Origin of the sequence: Sphingopyxis sp. SE2 (assembly GCF_032227185.1) — a bacterium.
Taxonomy (GTDB): domain Bacteria; phylum Pseudomonadota; class Alphaproteobacteria; order Sphingomonadales; family Sphingomonadaceae; genus Sphingopyxis.
In genome coordinates, this window is the sequence record NZ_JAPMXW010000001.1 from 4,056,957 (window position 1) to 4,073,615 (window position 16,659).

16 protein-coding genes are annotated in these 16,659 nt (G+C 65.7%); 2 read left to right on the forward strand and 14 right to left on the reverse strand.

Features of this window, described 5'->3' with window-relative positions:
• The first annotated feature begins 1 nt into the window (after position 1).
• Positions 2–322 carry a thioredoxin TrxA gene (trxA, locus tag OVY29_RS19235; RefSeq protein ID WP_037555014.1) on the forward strand — a complete coding sequence of 107 codons (321 nt, stop codon included), beginning with the start codon at positions 2–4 and terminating at the stop codon, positions 320–322.
• A gap of 153 nt (positions 323–475) precedes the next feature.
• Here the strand turns inward: trxA and OVY29_RS19240 are convergent, their stop codons facing one another.
• From OVY29_RS19240 to OVY29_RS19275, 8 genes are read right to left on the reverse strand one after another with little or no spacing between them, the layout of a single operon-like run.
• Complete coding sequence (locus tag OVY29_RS19240) at positions 476–2,149, reverse strand: GMC family oxidoreductase (RefSeq protein WP_037555016.1); 1,674 nt, start codon at positions 2,147–2,149, stop codon at positions 476–478.
• Positions 2,150–2,169: 20 nt separating this feature from the next.
• The gene (locus OVY29_RS19245) at positions 2,170–3,009 is read right to left on the reverse strand and encodes a sugar phosphate isomerase/epimerase family protein (protein WP_037555018.1); all 840 of its coding nucleotides are present in this window, start codon (positions 3,007–3,009) and stop codon (positions 2,170–2,172) included.
• Positions 3,006–3,563, reverse strand: a complete 558-nt coding sequence (locus OVY29_RS19250) for a gluconate 2-dehydrogenase subunit 3 family protein (RefSeq protein ID WP_037555053.1) — start codon at positions 3,561–3,563, stop codon at positions 3,006–3,008. The genes OVY29_RS19245 and OVY29_RS19250 overlap by 4 nt, the downstream gene beginning before the upstream one ends.
• The gene (locus OVY29_RS19255) at positions 3,563–4,390 is read right to left on the reverse strand and encodes a DUF1080 domain-containing protein (RefSeq protein ID WP_037555019.1); all 828 of its coding nucleotides are present in this window, start codon (positions 4,388–4,390) and stop codon (positions 3,563–3,565) included. The genes OVY29_RS19250 and OVY29_RS19255 overlap by 1 nt, the downstream gene beginning before the upstream one ends.
• Before the next feature lie 11 nt (positions 4,391–4,401).
• A complete protein-coding gene (locus tag OVY29_RS19260; RefSeq protein WP_235211490.1) occupies positions 4,402–5,268 on the reverse strand; it encodes a hydroxypyruvate isomerase family protein in 867 nt (288 codons plus the stop codon).
• 35 nt (positions 5,269–5,303) lie between these two features.
• Complete coding sequence (locus tag OVY29_RS19265; protein ID WP_037555023.1) at positions 5,304–6,605, reverse strand: MFS transporter; 1,302 nt, start codon at positions 6,603–6,605, stop codon at positions 5,304–5,306.
• Positions 6,606–6,649: 44 nt separating this feature from the next.
• Entirely contained in the window at positions 6,650–7,693 is a 1,044-nt protein-coding gene (locus tag OVY29_RS19270) for a sugar phosphate isomerase/epimerase family protein (RefSeq protein ID WP_037555025.1), read from the reverse strand.
• 16 nt (positions 7,694–7,709) lie between these two features.
• Positions 7,710–8,045, reverse strand: a complete 336-nt coding sequence (locus OVY29_RS19275; protein ID WP_052182193.1) for a c-type cytochrome — start codon at positions 8,043–8,045, stop codon at positions 7,710–7,712.
• A gap of 146 nt (positions 8,046–8,191) precedes the next feature.
• On the opposite strand from OVY29_RS19275, the gene OVY29_RS19280 reads away from it, so the two are divergent.
• Positions 8,192–9,355, forward strand: a complete 1,164-nt coding sequence (locus tag OVY29_RS19280; RefSeq protein ID WP_037555027.1) for a Gfo/Idh/MocA family protein — start codon at positions 8,192–8,194, stop codon at positions 9,353–9,355.
• 13 nt (positions 9,356–9,368) lie between these two features.
• On the opposite strand, the gene argJ is transcribed toward OVY29_RS19280, so the two are convergent.
• The 6 genes from argJ to OVY29_RS19310 all read right to left on the reverse strand — a co-directional run bounded on the left by argJ (position 9,369) and on the right by OVY29_RS19310 (position 16,542).
• On the reverse strand, positions 9,369–10,595 hold the full coding sequence (gene argJ, locus OVY29_RS19285) for a bifunctional glutamate N-acetyltransferase/amino-acid acetyltransferase ArgJ (RefSeq protein WP_037555028.1): 1,227 nt from the start codon (positions 10,593–10,595) through the stop codon (positions 9,369–9,371).
• Between the two features lie 197 nt (positions 10,596–10,792).
• A complete protein-coding gene (locus OVY29_RS19290) occupies positions 10,793–12,226 on the reverse strand; it encodes an aldehyde dehydrogenase family protein (protein ID WP_037555056.1) in 1,434 nt (477 codons plus the stop codon).
• A gap of 95 nt (positions 12,227–12,321) precedes the next feature.
• Positions 12,322–13,632 carry a M20/M25/M40 family metallo-hydrolase gene (locus OVY29_RS19295; RefSeq protein WP_037555030.1) on the reverse strand — a complete coding sequence of 437 codons (1,311 nt, stop codon included), beginning with the start codon at positions 13,630–13,632 and terminating at the stop codon, positions 12,322–12,324.
• Positions 13,633–13,770: 138 nt separating this feature from the next.
• Positions 13,771–14,382 (reverse strand): flavodoxin family protein, encoded by a 612-nt coding sequence (locus OVY29_RS19300; protein ID WP_037555032.1) that lies wholly within the window; start codon positions 14,380–14,382, stop codon positions 13,771–13,773.
• Positions 14,383–14,434: 52 nt separating this feature from the next.
• Positions 14,435–15,919 (reverse strand): PQQ-dependent sugar dehydrogenase, encoded by a 1,485-nt coding sequence (locus OVY29_RS19305; RefSeq protein ID WP_161786540.1) that lies wholly within the window; start codon positions 15,917–15,919, stop codon positions 14,435–14,437.
• A 104-nt stretch (positions 15,920–16,023) separates the two neighbouring features.
• Positions 16,024–16,542, reverse strand: a complete 519-nt coding sequence (locus OVY29_RS19310; protein WP_037555033.1) for an SRPBCC family protein — start codon at positions 16,540–16,542, stop codon at positions 16,024–16,026.
• Positions 16,543–16,659: the final 117 nt, after the last annotated feature.

The window sequence follows — 16,659 nt, forward strand, 5'->3', positions numbered from 1 at the left end:
TATGGGTACGAAGGCCATCACCGACGCGAGCTTCCAGTCCGACGTGCTCGACAGCGACACCCCGGTGCTCGTCGATTTCTGGGCAGAATGGTGCGGTCCGTGCAAGATGATCGGCCCGGCGCTCGAGGAGATTTCGGATGAACTCGCGGGCAAGGTGGTGATCGCCAAGCTCAACATCGACGATCATCCCGACGCGCCGAGCAAATATGGCGTGCGCGGCATCCCGACGATGATCCTGTTCAAAAATGGCGAGATCGCCGACACCAAGGTCGGCGCGGCCCCGAAAAGCGCGCTCAAGGGCTGGCTTGAAGGCGCGCTTTAACGGTTGCGGGGAAAGACCGACCAATACTCGTGAGAGCGCGACGGTCTTTTATTGAATCGTCATCCGGCGAAGGCCGGGACCTCACCGTATCGGCCTGACGCGCCGGCGAGATCCCGGCCTTCGCCGGGATGACGATCGGGGCGGGGAAGATTTCTAGATCGCCCCCGCCTCGAGCTGCTTGACCGCATGGTCGGCGGCGCGCGCAGTTAGCGCCATGAAGGTGAGCGACGGGTTGACGCACGAGATCGACGCCATCTGCGCGCCGTCGGTGACGAACAGATTGGCGGCGTCGTGCGCCTGGCCCCATTTGTTGAGCACCGACTGGCGCGGATCGGCGCCCATGCGCGCGCCGCCCATTTCGTGGATCGCGTCGCCGGGCACATGTTCGCTGCGCCCGCTGGTGACATTGGTGAGCCCCGCCCGGCGCAGCATCGCCTCGCCTTCGCTGCGCGCATCGTCCATCATGCGGATCTCGTTCTCGCGGAAGGTGACGTCGAAGCGCATCAGCGGGATGCCGAAGCGGTCGACCTTATCGGCGTGCAGGCTGACGCGATTATCCTCATAGGGCAGGCATTCGCCGAACGCGCCCATGCCGAATTTCCACGGACCATAGCCGCGCATGCCGTGCTTCATCGACGCGCCGAAGCCCTCGGGCGGCAATGGATCGCGCCGCGCGCTGCCCTGATAGCCGTAGCCGCGCCTGAAACCGATCGCTTCCTCGCCGCCGACATTGCGGAAGCGCGGGACATAGACGCCGCCGGGGCGGCGGCCATATTCGATAAAGTCGGTCATCCCCGGAATATCGCCCGAGATTCCGACGCGGAAGATATGGTCCATCACATAACGGCCGAGGGTGCCGCTGGCGTCGAAATGGCTCTTGGCCGTTCCGGGGATGCGCGAGTTCATCAAGATCTGGGTCGAGGCCATGGCAGAGGCGCAGAGGAAGACGAGGCGCGCCGGGATCACCTCGGCCTGCTTCGTCTTCGCGTCGACCACGCGCACGCCGGTGACCTTCTTGGTCTTCGGATCATATTCGAGATTGGAGACCACCGCGTCGGACCGCAGCGTCAGCCGCCCGGTCGCGCGCGCCGCAGGCAGCGTAACCGCCTGCGTCGAGAAATAGGCGCCGAACGAGCAGCCGCGCCCGCACTGATTGCGGAACTGGCACTTGCTGCGCCCCTGATCCTCCTTGTCCTCGGTCATGTTCGAGAGGCGCGTGTTGATCAGCTTGCGCCCCGGCGAGGTCGCCTCGAGCCGCTCCTTCACCCATTTTTCCGCGACGTTCATCTGGATCGGCGGCTGGAACGCGCTGTCGGGCAGCTGCGGCAGATTTTCGCGCGATCCCGACACGCCGATATATTTTTCGACATAGTCGTACCATGGCGCAAGGTCGTCGTAACGGATCGGCCAGTCGATCCCGACATTCTCGCGCTTGTTCGCTTCGAAATCCTCCGGCGACCAGCGGAAACTCCAGCGCCCCCAGATCAGCGACTTGCCGCCGACCGCGGCGGGCCGGATCCAGTAGAATTTCTCGCCCTCGTCATAGGCATAGGGGTTGAGCCGGTCGTTATTGTAGAATTTCCGGTTCGACGGCGAGACATAGCCATGCTTGGCGATGAAATAATCGCTTTCCATCAGCGCCTTGGGCATCATGTCGCGCGCCGGGACCTCATAGGCCGCCTTGCCGTCATAGTCGTAATCGCCATGCTCGACCATCACCCCGCGGTCGAGCATCAGCACCTTGAGGCCCTTTTCGGTCAATTCCTTCGCGGCCCATCCGCCGCTGACTCCGGAACCGATGACGATCGCATCGAACTGGTCGGTCATGTCTTGTCCTCGAATATCGGTCAGGCGCGGAGGCGGCTGAGCGCGCTGAAGCTGGCGGTGATGTCGGGCAGGTAAGGCGCGGGCGACTGGTCGTTCTCGACATAGAAATGCTTGACGCCGGCGACGGCGTTGAGCGTGAAGATGTCGGCGAAATCGATGACGCCCTTGCCGACGCTGGTCATCTTGCCCTCGGCGGTGCGGTCCTTGACATGATAGGCATAGATGCGTCCGGCCAGGCGCCGGATGATCGCCTTGGAGTCCTCACCCGCGGCGACCGCCCAGAACAGGTCGAGCTCGATCTGCACGAGCGCGGGGTCGGCGTCGGCGATCAGCGTGTCGAACAGGCTGGTACCGCCCGGCTTCAGCGTGAACTCGAAATCATGATTGTGATAGGCGAAACCGAGCCCCGCTTTTTTAAGCCGCTCGGCATAGCGGTTGAAATCGGCGACCGCGGCCTTCCAGCTTTCGGCACTGCGGTGCGCTTCGCCCATATAGGGGACGATCAGCGTATCGGCGCCGAGCGCCTTGGTCATCGCGACCGCGCCGTCGAAATCGCTGGCGAGCGCTTCATAGCCGACATGGATCGAGGGCGATGTCAGCCCGAGCCGCTCCATCGTCTTGCGGAGCGCGGCGTGATCCATCTTGTCGTAACCGCCGCCGCCATATTCGACCTCGCGATAGCCGATCGCGGCGACCTGCTCGAGCGTCCCCATCGGGTCCTTCGCGAAGAGTTCGCGCACCGTGTAGAGCTGGATGCCGATCGGCTTTGATTTGAGGCTCTTTGCCATGAGTGGCCCCGCTGCGAGTGTCGCCCCAAGCGCGGCGCCGCCCGCCATCCATTGCCGCCTGCCGATCGTCATGACGAAAACACCTTCTTGATCTCGGAATAGGGATAGGCGCCGTCGTAGCGCCCGGGGACGGGCAGATATTCGCGTTCCTGCGTGATGCCGACTTCCGAGGTGAAATAGCCGGTGAGCACGAGCTGGCGGAACTTGTCGAAAAAGTCCGCGCCGCCCGGCAGCTTGTCTTCCATCGCGAGCGTCAGCAGCGCGTCCTGCTGCGCCGCCGTCGCCTTGTCGGCGGCGACCTTGTAATCGCTCCGGCTGCGCGCCTCGATCGTGTCGAGCCCGGCGAGGATCGGCTTGCGGTCGTCGGGCGACGCCCAGTCGGCGAGCAGTTTCTCGATATATTCGGGGACGCCCGCCGCGATCGCGCCGGGGGTGTCGGTCGTCGGCATCACGCGCTCGCTGAGCGCGGTCATCAGCGCGCGTTGCTGCGCGGTGAACACAGGGGTCGAGGGCGGCCCGTCGCTGATCGCCGGCAATTGCGCGGCGGCGGCACGGGCGATCGGCGCGAACAGACTGGCGCCGAACATCGCGGCCATGCCCGCGAGCGCGTCTCTGCGGTCGATGATCATTTCACCTCGCCTTCGAAATCATGGCTCGCCGCCGCTTCGGGCAGCGGGCGCACCCAGATGTTGCGGAACGAGACCGGGGAATGATGGTCCTGAAGCTGGATCGGCGCGGCATCGCCATGCGCCTCATATGTGGCGACCTTGCGCCAGACCGTGCTGCCGAGCCACGGCTGGCGGTTCTGCACGAGTACGCCGTTGAGGAAGGCGGTGACATAGGCCGGACGGACGAGCTTGCCGTCGGCGCCGAAGTGCGGCCGCTCGAAGATGATGTCGTAGCTCTGCCACTCGCCGGGCATCCGCGACGGGTTCACCAGCGGCGGCTTCCACGCATAGATCGACCCGACAGTGCCGTCGGCATAGGTCGGGTTCTGGTAGCCGTCGAGGATCTGGAGTTCGTAGCGCTGCATGAACCAGATGCCGCTGTTGCCGCGATCCTGCGAGCTCTTGCTCGGCGGATTGGGCGAGGCGAATTCGAGGTGGAGCTGGACGTCGCCGAAGCTTTGCTTGCTGACCAGCGCATTTTCGCCCTTGCCGTCGGCGCGCGGAGCCGAGGTCGCCGCGCCGTCCTTGACGATCCACGGCGTCGCCTGTGCCTGCCACGCGTCGAGCGATGTGCCGTCGAACAGGACGATGGCGTCGGAGGGTGGGGCGCCGGGGACATTGCCGGGCGTGACCACGGTCGGATGCGGACGGTCCGAATCATGCACATGCCACTTGCCGCCGGGCAGCATCGGCGTGTCTTTGAATCCGGGCTTTTCCTCTGCGGCGGCGGGGCTGACCGCCGCCACCGCGGCCGCGACGCCCGCGGCCCATGCGAAACGCTTCACCTGTCTCTCCCTCATGCCGCGTCGATCGCGCGATAGGCGGCGACGAGCCGCTCCTCGCCGGCGCGGCCTTCGACCGAATTGCCGTGCTCCATGCCGATCACGCCCGAAAAATTCTTCGCGCGGAGCCAGCGGACGACGTTGCGATAGTTGATCTCGCCGCTCCCCGGCTCGTTGCGGCCGGGGTTGTCGCCGAACTGGATATAGCCGATCTCGTTCCAGCAGCTCTCCAGCGTATTGATGAGGTTCCCCGCCTGAATCTGCTCGTGATAGAGGTCCGCCAGCACCTTGATCGCGGGGCTGTCGACCGCGCGCGCGACCGCATAGCCCTGCGGCACGGTCGACATGAAAACGCCCGGATGGTTCACCAGCGTATTGAGCGGCTCCATCACCATGACGAGCCCGTGCGGTTCGTAGATTTCGGCGGCGCGGCGCAGCACGTCGATCACGCGCGCGGTCTGGATCTCGACCGGCAGCTTGCGGTCCATGAAGCCGGGTACGATCGTCATATGTTTGGCGTTCAGCCGCTTGGCGACGTCGACCGAGCTTCGGATATCGGCCAGAAAACGCGCGCGATCGCCATCGTCGTTACCGCCGAGCTGCGGCCGGAAATCGCCCCAGCGCGGCATGCTCGCGACGAACACGCCCATCGTCATGCCGCGCTGCTGCAGCGCGCGTGCCATCGCGCTCTGGTCGGCGACCGAACGGCCGGCGGCTTCATTATCCTCCCACGCGGTGAAACCCTGATCGGCGGCGAAGGCGATCTGTTCGAGCCGCCCGCCGCGACTTTTGAAGCTGCCTTCGTGCGGGGCATATTTCAGCGAAAAGCGCGCCGCGTTCGATGGCGGCGCACCGGTGGCGGCCGTCGTTGCGGCCGCCACGGCGCCACTCGCCAACAGGGTTCGACGCGAGAGCGTCACGCCGCCTCGCCCGCGAGCGCCGCGCGCGACTTGCCGCGCTCGCGCAGCCAGATGAAGCCGAACACGGCGAGCAGGACGACGGGCAGGATCGCGAGCCGCTGGAAGGACAGCGACGCAGCGGCGTCCTCGACCGCGAGCTTGGCGCCGCCGGTGAGCCGCGCGAAGGCTTCGGGCCCGCCGGCGAACTCGATCTTGGCGCGGTCGAACATCGCGCCCAATTGCGGCAGCACGAAGAAGCTGGCGAGCGCACCCGCCGATCCGACCAGCCCCATCGCCCACGATCCACCGCGCGGATAGCGTTCGGCGACCGAGGCGAGCATCGTCGGCCACATCACGCAGACGCCGAGGCCCCAGACGGTCGAGGCGAGGATCGCCGCCACCGGCGACTGCGCCTGGCTCAGCATGAACAGGCCGATCGCCGCGAGCAGGCTCGACACCCAGAGCAGCCCGGGGTTCGAAATCTTGTTTGCGAGCCGCCCCGCGAAATGGCGGAAAACGAACATCAGCGCGTTGACATAGACGAGCAACAATATGCCGCGCATGCCGACGCGGTTCGACAGCGCGACGTCGATCCACTGGCCGGGGGCGAGTTCGGACGCCGCGGTCAGGAACATCGCGCCGAACCAGATGAAGAAGCTCGGGCGGCGAAACACTTCGCCCATCATCTCGCCGAAACTGACGCCGCTTTGCTCGCGCAGCGGCGGCGGAAAGCGTGTCGTTGCGGCGATGATCACGGTCGCGGCGGCGGGGATCATCACCAGCGCCATGATGCCCTGCCACGGCAGGGCGGCCGAAAGGAAGAAGCCCGCGAGCCCGCCGACGATGATGCCGCCGGGGAACCAGGCGTGCAGCACGTTGAGCCGGTGCGTCGTGTCTTCGGGATAGAGCTGCGCGGTCAGCGGATTGATCGCCGCCTCGGTCAGCCCCCAGCCGATGCCGCTGAGCAGCATGCCGGTCCAGACGAGCCAATAGATTGTCATGCCGGTCGCGACATGGCCCGCGGTGACGATCATCAACGGGCCGAGGATGAAGCATAGCCCCGCGCCCGCCAGACACCGCTTCATGCCGATCTGGTCGAGCAAGGCACTCGCCACGAACAGCGTGATCGCGAAGCTGAGGAACGCGGCGCCGAGCGCGGCGGCTATCAACTCGCCCGCCTGGAGCGGGGCGACCGGGTCGATCCATTCGGCCTTGAGCCCGCTGGCGATCGCGCCACGGATCGCGAGGCTCGCCGCGGCGGTGAACAGCGCGAGCACGCCCAGCCAGAATAATCGGCCCTTGTGCAATGTCGTGGTCATGCGTCCCTCTCCCCGCTTGTCGATTATTTTTGTCGATTATCTTTTCAGTCGAGCCCCAGCATCGCGCGGTTGAGCGCCGGATCGCTGCCGCCCGCGAAATCGTCGAACGCCTTGTCGGCCTTGCGGATCATATGCGCGGCGATGAAGGGCGCGCCTTCGCGCGCGCCGTCCTCGGGATGTTTCAGGCAGCATTCCCATTCGAGCACCGCCCAGCCGGAATAGCCGTACTGCGTGAGCTTCGAAAAAATCCCGCTGAAATCGACCTGTCCGTCGCCCAGTGAGCGGAAGCGCCCGGGGCGATCGACCCAGTCCTGAAAGCCGCCATAGACCCCCGAGCGCCCGGTTGGATTGAGTTCCGCGTCCTTGACGTGAAACATCCGGATCCGCTCGTGATAAATGTCGATGAACTGGAGGTAATCGAGCGCCTGCAGCACATAATGGCTGGGATCGTAGAGGATGTTGGCGCGCGGGTGATTATCGACGCCGGCGAGGAAGCGTTCGAAGGTGACGCCGTCGTGAAGGTCTTCGCCGGGATGAATCTCATAAGCGAGGTCGACGCCCTCTGCATCGAAGGCGTCGAGGATCGGCCGCCAGCGTTTCGCGAGTTCGGCGAAGGCTTCTTCGACCAGTCCCGCGGGGCGCTGCGGCCAAGGGTAGAGATAGGGCCAGGCGAGCGCGCCCGAAAAAGTCGCGTGGGCATTAAGACCGAGCCGCCGGCTCGCTTTGGCGGCAAGATGAAGCTGCTCGACCGCCCATTTCTGCCGCTCGGCTGGCTTGCCCTTCAGCGCATCGGGCGCGAAGGCATCGAATTGCGCGTCGTAAGCGGGGTGCACCGCGACCAACTGGCCCTGCAGATGCGTCGACAGCTCGGTGATCTCGACCCCCGCCTCGCGGCAGGTACCGGCAAGCTCGTCGCAATAATCCTGACTCTCGGCGGCTTGGACGAGATCGATGCAGCGGCTGTCCCAGGTCGGAATCTGGATGCCGACATAGCCCGCATCCGCCATCCAGCGCGCCGCCGAGGGCAATGTGTCGAACGGCGCCGCGTCGCCCATGAACTGCGCGAGGAATACAGCCGGACCCTTCATGCGCCTGCCTTCCCGGTCACTTGGTTTCGGCTTTGAGATAGGCGATCAGTGCCGCGCGGCGCGCCGGATCGGTCACTTTGACGACCATGCGCGTGCCGGGCACCTTCTTGGTCGGCGCGGCGAGATATTCGTCGAGCGATTTTTCATCCCAGCGAATTTTCGAGGCCTTGAGCGCCGGGCTGTAATTGAACCCGGCGACCGAGCCCGCCGTCCGGCCCATCAGGCCGTGCAGATTGGGGCCCATCACGCTTTTGCCGCCCGCTTCGAGCGTATGGCAGGCCTTGCACGCGGCGAACGCCTGCGCACCGGCACCTGTCGGGCCGGCATAGGCCGCGGGAAACGGCGCAAGCATAAATGCAGTAAATATGACACCCGCGAACGGCAGGGCGAACAGAAATTTCATTATCCTCTCCCGTCTGGCAACAGCCGGTGCGATGATGTAACCGTTTAAAAACGAATAATGCAAACAATTTTATGAATTCTGGCAGAGGGAATGCGATGAACGGTCGGTCGAAAATTCGCTATGGCATGGTGGGTGGTGGCGAGGGCGCTTTCATCGGTGCGGTGCACCGTATGGCCGCCGCGCTCGATAGCGAATATGAATTGGTATGCGGTGCGTTCAGCGCCGACGCGGCCCGCAACCGGCGGAGCGCCGAAGCGCTGGGACTCGATCCCGGTCGCGGCTATGCGACCTTCGACGCTTTGCTTGCCGCGGAAGCGGCGCTTCCCGCAGGCGAGCGGATGGAAGCGCTCGCGATCGTCACGCCGAATCATCTCCACGCCCCGATGGCGATCACGGCGCTCGACGCGGGTTTTCACGTCCTGTCCGAAAAGCCGATGGCGTTGAATCTGGCCGAAGCGCAGGCGATCGCCGCGGCGGTCGCGCGCAGCGGCAAGCTCTACGGGCTGACCTTCACCTATAGCGGCTATCCGCTGATCGAAGAGGCGCGCGTGCGCGTTGCGCGCGGCGATTTCGGCAAGATCCGGCTGGTGCAGGCCGAATATTCGCAAGGCTGGCTCAGCCGGCCGATCGACGCGGACGGCAACAAGCAGGCCGAATGGCGGACCGATCCGGCGCGGGCCGGGCTCGGTGGCTGTCTCGGCGATATCGGGACGCACGCCTTTCAGCTTGCCGAGCATGTCTCGGGGCTTGCGGTCGAATCGCTGAGCGCCGAACTGACCACGCATGTTGCGGGCCGCCGCCTCGACGACGATGTGGCGGCGCTGCTGCGTTTCGAAGGCGGCGCGCGCGGCGTGTTGAAGGCGAGCCAAGTCGCCGCGGGCGACGAGAATGGCCTGCGCCTGCGTATCCATGGCGAGGAAGGTGGGCTCGAATGGTCGCAGATGGAGCCGAACAGCCTGACGTTGCGCTGGCTCGACCGCCCGGCCGAAGTGATCCGCGCCGGCGGGCCGGGGCTCGATCCCTCGGCGATGGCGCGGCTGCGCACCCCGGCGGGGCATCCCGAAGGCTATATCGAGGCGTTCGCTAACCTCTATCGCAGCTTCGGCCGCGCGCTGCGCGCGGGCGACGCGACGCCGCCGCCGCGCGGCGCGGCCGGCTGGTTTCCCGGCATCGCCGACGGGTTGCGGACGATGGCCTTCGTCGAAGCGGTGGTCGCGAATGCGTCAGGCGATGCGAAGTGGACCGCGCTCGCGGACTGACGATCGCGCGGCGTCAGCTACGGTAATCGGCGTTGATGCTGATGTATCCGTGAGTGAGGTCGCAGGTCCAGACGGTCGCGCGGCCTTCGCCGAGCCCGAGGTCGGCGCCGATGCGGATGTCCTGCCCTTTGAGATGCGCCGCGACGGGCGCTTCGTCGTAACCATCCACCGGCAGCCCGTCCTTTGCGACCCAATGATCGCCGAAGCGGATCGCGAGGCGGTCGCGGTCGGCGGGTTCGCCCGCTTTGCCCACCGCCATGACGACGCGGCCCCAGTTCGCGTCCTCGCCCGCAATCGCGGTTTTCACCAGCGGCGAGTTGGCGATGGCGAGCGCGACGCGCTTCGCACTGTCGTCGCTGGTCGCACCGGTGACCTGGATTTCGATGAATTTCGACGCGCCCTCGCCGTCGCGCACCACCTGATGCGCGAGGTCGAGTGCGACTTCGCGGATCGCGGCGTAGAGGGCGTCGGCGCCGGGATCGTCGCGCGTGGAGAGCAGGGCGTTTCCGGCTTGCCCCGTTGCGAAGAGCAGCACCGTGTCGCTGGTCGAGGTGTCGCTGTCGACGGTGATGCTGTTGAAGCTGCCGCCGGTCGCTTCGTTCAGCATCTCCTGCAACAGCGCGGGCGCGACCGCGGCGTTAGTGAAGATATAGCCGAGCATCGTCGCCATGTCGGGCGCGATCATGCCCGAGCCTTTGACGATGCCTGCGACGTGGACGGTCGTGCCGCCGACGATCGCGCTCGCGGCGGCGCCCTTGGCAAAGGTGTCGGTGGTGCCGATCGTCTCGGCGGCGGCTTCCCACGAGCAGGGCTCGGCGGTGAGCGCGGCGTCGACGCCGGCGCGCGCCTTGTCCTTGGGCAAGGGAACGCCGATCACGCCGGTCGAGCTGACGAAGACTTCGCTTGGCGCGCAGCCGAGGTGGCCGGCGACCTGTTCCATGATCTGCTCGACCGCCTCGCGCCCGCGATAGCCGGTGAAGGCATTGCTGTTGCCCGCGTTGACGATGAGCGCGCGGCCCGATCCGCCCTTTACCTGTTCGCGGCCGAGTTCGACTTCGGACGAGCAGCAGACATTGCGCGTGAAGACGCCTGCGACGGTAGTGCCGGGCGCGAGCTCGACGAAGGTGAGATCGCAGCGGTCCCAATCTTTGTAGCGCGCGCGCGCGACGCGGCGCGTGACCCCGGCGATGTCGGGGAGCGCGGGGAAGGTGGCGGGGGCGAGCGGCGAATGGGTGGTCATGCCAGCGCGTGTAGCTTTCCGGTGCGCAAAGAAAAACCCCTCCCTGCAAGGGAGGGGCCTTTGATCCTCCCTGTCGCGAAGCGATGGCGAGGTGGCAGTCGCGTAGCGGCTGACGGAGGGGCTTGGGCGCGGCCCCTCCACCACCCGCTCCGCGGGCGGTTCCCCTCCCCACGGCTTCGCCGCAGGCAGGAATCGATTTACGCAGGAATGCCGCTGATCGATTTCACTTCCATAAAATCCTTCAGCCCGAACACGCCGCCTTCGCGGCCGTTGCCCGACGCCTTGTAGCCGCCGAACGCCGCGCCCGGGCCGGGGCCCCATGCGTTGACCGCGACCATGCCGGCGCGCAGCTTCGGCGCGATCTCGGCGGCCTTGGCCGGGTCGCCCGAAACGACGGCCGACAGGCCATATTCGGTGTCGTTGGCGATATCGACCGCCTGTTCGAGCGTGTCATAGGCCATGATCGTCGCGACGGGGCCGAACACCTCTTCCTTCGCGATGCGCATGTCGGGGGTGACGCCCGAGAAGACGGTCGGCTTGATATAATAGCCGCGGTTGACGTTCGAGGGCAGGCCGGTGCCGCCGGTCTCGAGCGTCGCGCCTTCATCGATCGCCGACTGGATCAGGCCCTGGATCTTGTCGAACTGCGCCTTGTTGACGACGGGGCCGATATGGCCGCCCTCGGCCTGTGGATCGCCGACCTGTGTGCCGTCGAACATCGCCTTGATCACGCCAACGGCTTCGGCCTCGCGCTCCTTCTGGACGAGGATGCGCGTCGGCGCGATGCAGCTCTGGCCGGTGTTGACGAGCACGCCCTGCACCGTCGGGGGCAGCACCGCGGCGAAATCGGCGTCGGGCAGGACGATGTTCGGCGACTTGCCGCCGAGCTCCTGATGGACGCGCTTGACGGTGTCGGCCGCCGCCTTGGCGACGAGGATCCCGGCGCGGGTCGATCCGGTGAAGCTCACCATCTCGATGCCGGGGTGCGCGCTGATCGCGTTGCCGACCGTCGGGCCGTCGCCCTGCACGAGGTTGAACACGCCGGCGGGGACGCCCGCGGCGTCGAGAATCTCGGCGAAGATCACCGCGTTGCCGGGGCATTCTTCGGAGGGCTTGAGGATCATCGTGTTGCCCGCGGCAAGTGCCGGGGCGACCTTGAGCGCGATCTGGTTGAGCGGCCAGTTCCACGGCGTGATCATGCCGACGACGCCGATCGGCTCATACGCGATCATGCCCGCGGCATATTTTTCGGTGAAGCTGAAATCCTTGAGCGCGGCGATCGTGCCGAGGAAGCCGCCGATGCCGGCGCCGACCTGCGCGGTGCCCGCGAAGCTGACCGGGGCGCCCATTTCGGAGGCCATCGACTTGGCGAGATCGGGCGCGCGCTTCTTATATTCCTCGACGATGCGGTTCAGCAGGTCGACCCGTTCTTCGCGCGTCGTCTGCGAGAAGCTCTTGAAGGCCTCCTTCGCCGCGGCGACGGCATCGTCGACGTCGGCGGCGGTACCGAGCACGACGGTCGACGCCGCTTCCTCGGTCGCGGGGTTGATCACGTCGTGAAGCTTGCCACCCTTGCTGTCGACCCAGCGGCCGCCGATGTAATTTTGTTTGAGGTGCGTTTCGGTGCTCATCATTCTTCTCCCATCGGCGGTCAATTCCGTCTCGGATTGCTACCTAATCACTGTGGCGGATGAATCAAGCAAGGCCAACTGCCAAATCTGGCGGGTCAGCGTTTTTCCGCAGCGAGCCGCGACATCAATATGGCGGCGCGCGTCGCCTGACGGCTGATGCTGGGGATGTCGACCGTCTCCTCGGGGCCGTGATCGCCCGTCGAATAGGCGCCGAGTCCCGCGAGGCTGTCGACGTGCGGCGCGACGAAGCTGATGTCGGCGGCGCCGCGCTTCAAGGGATCGAGCGCGGCCATTTCGGCGAGACCGAGGTCGCGGTTGACGGCGTTGAGCCGCGTCAGCAGCGCGCGGTTGCCGTCGGTCGGCGCCATTGCCGGATAGCCGCCGGGGTCGAAAGCGAGGGTGGCGCCGGTGCCGGGGGCATGATCGGCGACGATCGCCGCCATCTTGTCCTTCACGCGCGCCGCCTGTTCGGCCGACAGCGTGCGCAGGTCGCCGCGCGCGATCGCGGTCGCAGCGATGATATTGGTCTTGCCGTTCGCGCTCGCGCGAATCTTGCCTTCGTCGAGCGACACCTGCTCGCCGCCCGCGATCAGTCCGACGTTGAAAGTCAGGTTCGGTTCGGGCAGCTCGGTGCGAAAGCGGTGGATGATGCGCGCGAGCTCATAGATCGCGCCGTCGCCGGCATCGGCGCTGAAAATGCCCGAGCTGTGCCCCGTCTTGCCGGTCGCGGTGACCTGCCAGCTTTCCGACGAGCGCCGCGCGATCGAACTCATGTCGGCGCCGCCATCGCGGACCAGGCCTTCGAACCCCAGCGCGACGTCGACGCGCTTGCCCGCGGCGATCAGGTCGGCACGCGCGACCGCTTGCGGATGCCCCGTATCTTCCTCGTCGCCGGTCATGTGAAATTCGATATTGGCGCCCTTCAGCGTCCCCGCCTTGTGCATCGCGCGCAGCGCCGCGACGACGACGACCATCCCGCCCTTGTCGTCGCTGACTCCCGGCCCCTTCGCTTTGTCGCCCATGCGTTCGAAGCGCTGGAACGGCGAGTCGGGCTCGAACACCGTGTCGAGATGCGCGATGAGGAGCAGGCGCTTGGCGTCGGGCTTGCCGGCGTGCGTCGCGATCAGGTGGCCGGCGCGGCCGGTCTTGCGCATCGGCTTCCATTCGACCTTGAAACCCAAGGGTTCGAGTTCGGCGCGCATCATCGCACCGACCTTTTCAACCCCTTCGAGGTTGAGCGAGCCGCTGTTCTGGTTGACCAGTTTTTCGAGCAGCGCGAGGCTGCGACCCTGTTCGGCCTCCACCGTCTGCACCATCGCGCTCTCGGCTTTGCTCAGCTTCGCCTGCGCTGTGGGGGCAAGGGCGAGCTGGAGGGCGATGAGAGCGGCAAAGGGCAATGATTTCATGGGGACTCCGGATGATCCAAACGTCGCCCCCGTGAAGGCGGGGGCCGCCGGCAACCCTGCGCTACCTCTCTAGCGGCCCCCGCCTTCGCGGGGGCGACGGTCAGTTTGTGCCTCGCTTGAAGCCTTCGCGCAACCTCGTCAGCCCGGATAGGGCGCATCCTTCAGCAACCGCGCGAGATGTGCGGCGTTCGCCGCGACCATCCCGGCGGTCTCGGTCACCTTCTTCGGCGCTTCCTTCAAATCCTTGAAGTCCACCGAACCCATCGCCTCGCCGACCCAGTAACAGGCGGCGACTGCGGGGATCGTCCAGCCGACATCGTTCAGCGCCTGAAAGATTTGCGACGCAACATTATGCGCGCCATCCTCGTTGCCGACGATCGCGGCGACCGCGACTTTGGAATAGCTGGGCATCCGCCCCTTGGCGTCGGTTTCGGAGAGGAAGGCGTCCATCCGTTCCATCACGAGCTTGGCGACGCTCGATGCCTGTCCCATCCAGATCGGGGTGCCAAAGATCAATATGTCGGCGGCGAGGATGCGCTCACGAATCTTCGGCCAGTCGTCGCCTTCGCCCTCGTCCGATGTGACGCCCCATTTGATGTTGTGCGCGGCGATTCGGATCGGGTCCGCGACCGTCACCTCATGCGCGGCGAAATGTTCGGCGAGCACCGCGAGCATCGCGTCGGTCGAGCTTTTCCGCCCGCGGCTTGAGAGCGAGCAATTGATTGCGGTGGCGGTGAGGGGGGCGGCCATGATGGCTCCTTTGCGGGTTAGTCCCCCGCTCGAAAAAGCCGCGCCGCCGCGCTCAGGTTCCCTGGCGCACCATGAAAATATCGCCGCCAAGGCTGACGAGGAACAGATTGCCGGCGCTGTCCTCGCCGAAGGAGGCGATCGAGTTCAGTGTCCCCGCGTTGGGCGCGAAATCCTCGTTGCGCCGCGCGAAACGCGATGAGGCGAGCGTCTGGCCAGGGACAAGGCTGGAAAATGGGACCGTCCAGATATTGTCCGAGACGAAGTCGGCGAAGACATATTGACCCTGGAGCGAGGTCACCGGGCCGCGGTAGACATAGCCGCCGGTGACCGAATTGCCCTGCCGCGGACCGTCGCCGTGACCATATTCGGCGACCGGATCGATCAGGCCGCCGGGCGGCGTGCCGGTATAGGGCCGGGTGCCTTCCCTGAAACGCCAGCCGAAATTGAGGCCCGGCTGGGTGGTCGTCACCATATCGATTTCTTCGACCGCACCCTGGCCGACGTCACCTATGATCAGGGTCGATCCCGAGAAGGAAAAACGGAACGGATTGCGCAAGCCGGTCGCGTAGACATAGCGGTCGCCGCCGCCGGCCAGATAGGGATTGCCAGGGGCGGGCGCCAGGAAACCCTCATCGCTGGGAACCGATGCACCCGCATAGGGGTCTTCGACCACCCGGATCCGCAATATCTTGCCGAGCCGCGAATCGGGATTCTGGGCGTTATTACCCGGATCACCCGAGCCCCCGCCATCGCCCACCCCGACATAGAGCAAGCCGTCGGGGCCAAAGGCCATCGCGCCGCCATTATGGTTATTCGCCCCGGGATGCGGTATCGCAAGCCTCGCCAACACACGGGGCGATCCGGAGAGTGTTCCATATTCGCGAATCTCGATGTCACCGGAGGCATTGGTGCAATAGATCATGAAGCGATCCGAATTCGCCGGGTTGGGCAGCAGCGCCATGCCGAGCAGCCCGCGTTCGCCGTCGGTCGACAGGTCGCCGATCGTGAAGAGCAGCGTCTTCGCGCCGGTCGAAGGGGTCAGGCGATAAACGCCCCCGGCCTTTTCCAGCACATAGACGTCGCCGCTGCCCGGAATGCCGAGAAGGAAGGTCGGCTGATTAAAGCCGGTGCCGACGCGCTGGACGGATATGCCTTCCTTCGAATTGGTCAACGTGACATTGATCGTCTGGCTGACATCCGCTCTGCCGTCGCTGACGCTGAGCCGGACCGCATAGACATTGTCGCCGTCGGCATCGCCCGGAAGATCATAATCGGGAGCTGCGTTGAAGCGGAGCGCGCCGGCGGCGGTGACCGAAAAGCGCGCCGCGTCGGCGCCGCCGTCGATGGCGAAGGTTAGCGCATCGCCGTCTGGATCGGTCGCCGTTGCCTGATAGGCGGCCGTGCTGTTTTCGGCGACGCTGGTGGTCTGGAGCGAAGTGAATGCTGGAGACGTGTTTGCGGCGGGTGCCGTCCCGCCATCGCTTCCACCTCCGCCGCAACCGGTCAGAATCAGCGAGGAGAGTAAAAGGACGCGCATCCGCATGATCCAGAACCCCATTTCGTGATCAACGTCAGGGAAGGGTGACACTTGCCGGCGCAGCGCGCAAGCTCGGGTCTTGGCCGACGGATCGGAGAAATGCGTCAGGCGGCCTCGTCGATCTCCTCGAAATCGTCGAGCTTGCCGAGCGCGTCGCGCGCGATCCGTTTCAGCGCGGACCGGTTGACCTGAAGACCTTTCGCGCCGCCGCCGGTCAGTTCGTCGATGGTGAATGCGACCCGCGTGCGATCGGGCGCCAGTTCCTCGAAAGTGAATTTCAGCCCTGTCGTGAGTGCGCCGTCATCGACGCTGTAGATCAGATGCGCCTCTCGCGGGATTTCCATCGCGACGGCGACCTTGACTTTGTACGCTTCGGGCCGTTCGTCGGGGATCAGCTTTTCGAACCCGGGCTCGCCCTTTTCGGCGACAAGTTCGTAGAGCCGCGTCGATCCGCCGTTGGTGACGAGCGGCAGGCCGGCGAAGGCGCCGTCGTCGCCGAACATCTTGGCGAACACTTCCTCGCGTGGTGCGGCGACGGTGCGCGTCTGGTTCACCAGTTCGATCATCTTGTCGCAGCCGGCGGCGAGCAGGGTCGCGGCCGCCAGAATCACGATACGCATCATCGAACATCCCCCTCGATCTCGTCCGCCTTTTAACCGCGCCGGCTTACCAAAGCGTAATCGCGGCGCGGCGGAGGATGGGTGTAAAGAGTGTTTGACAGTTTGACGCGAAGCCTGTAA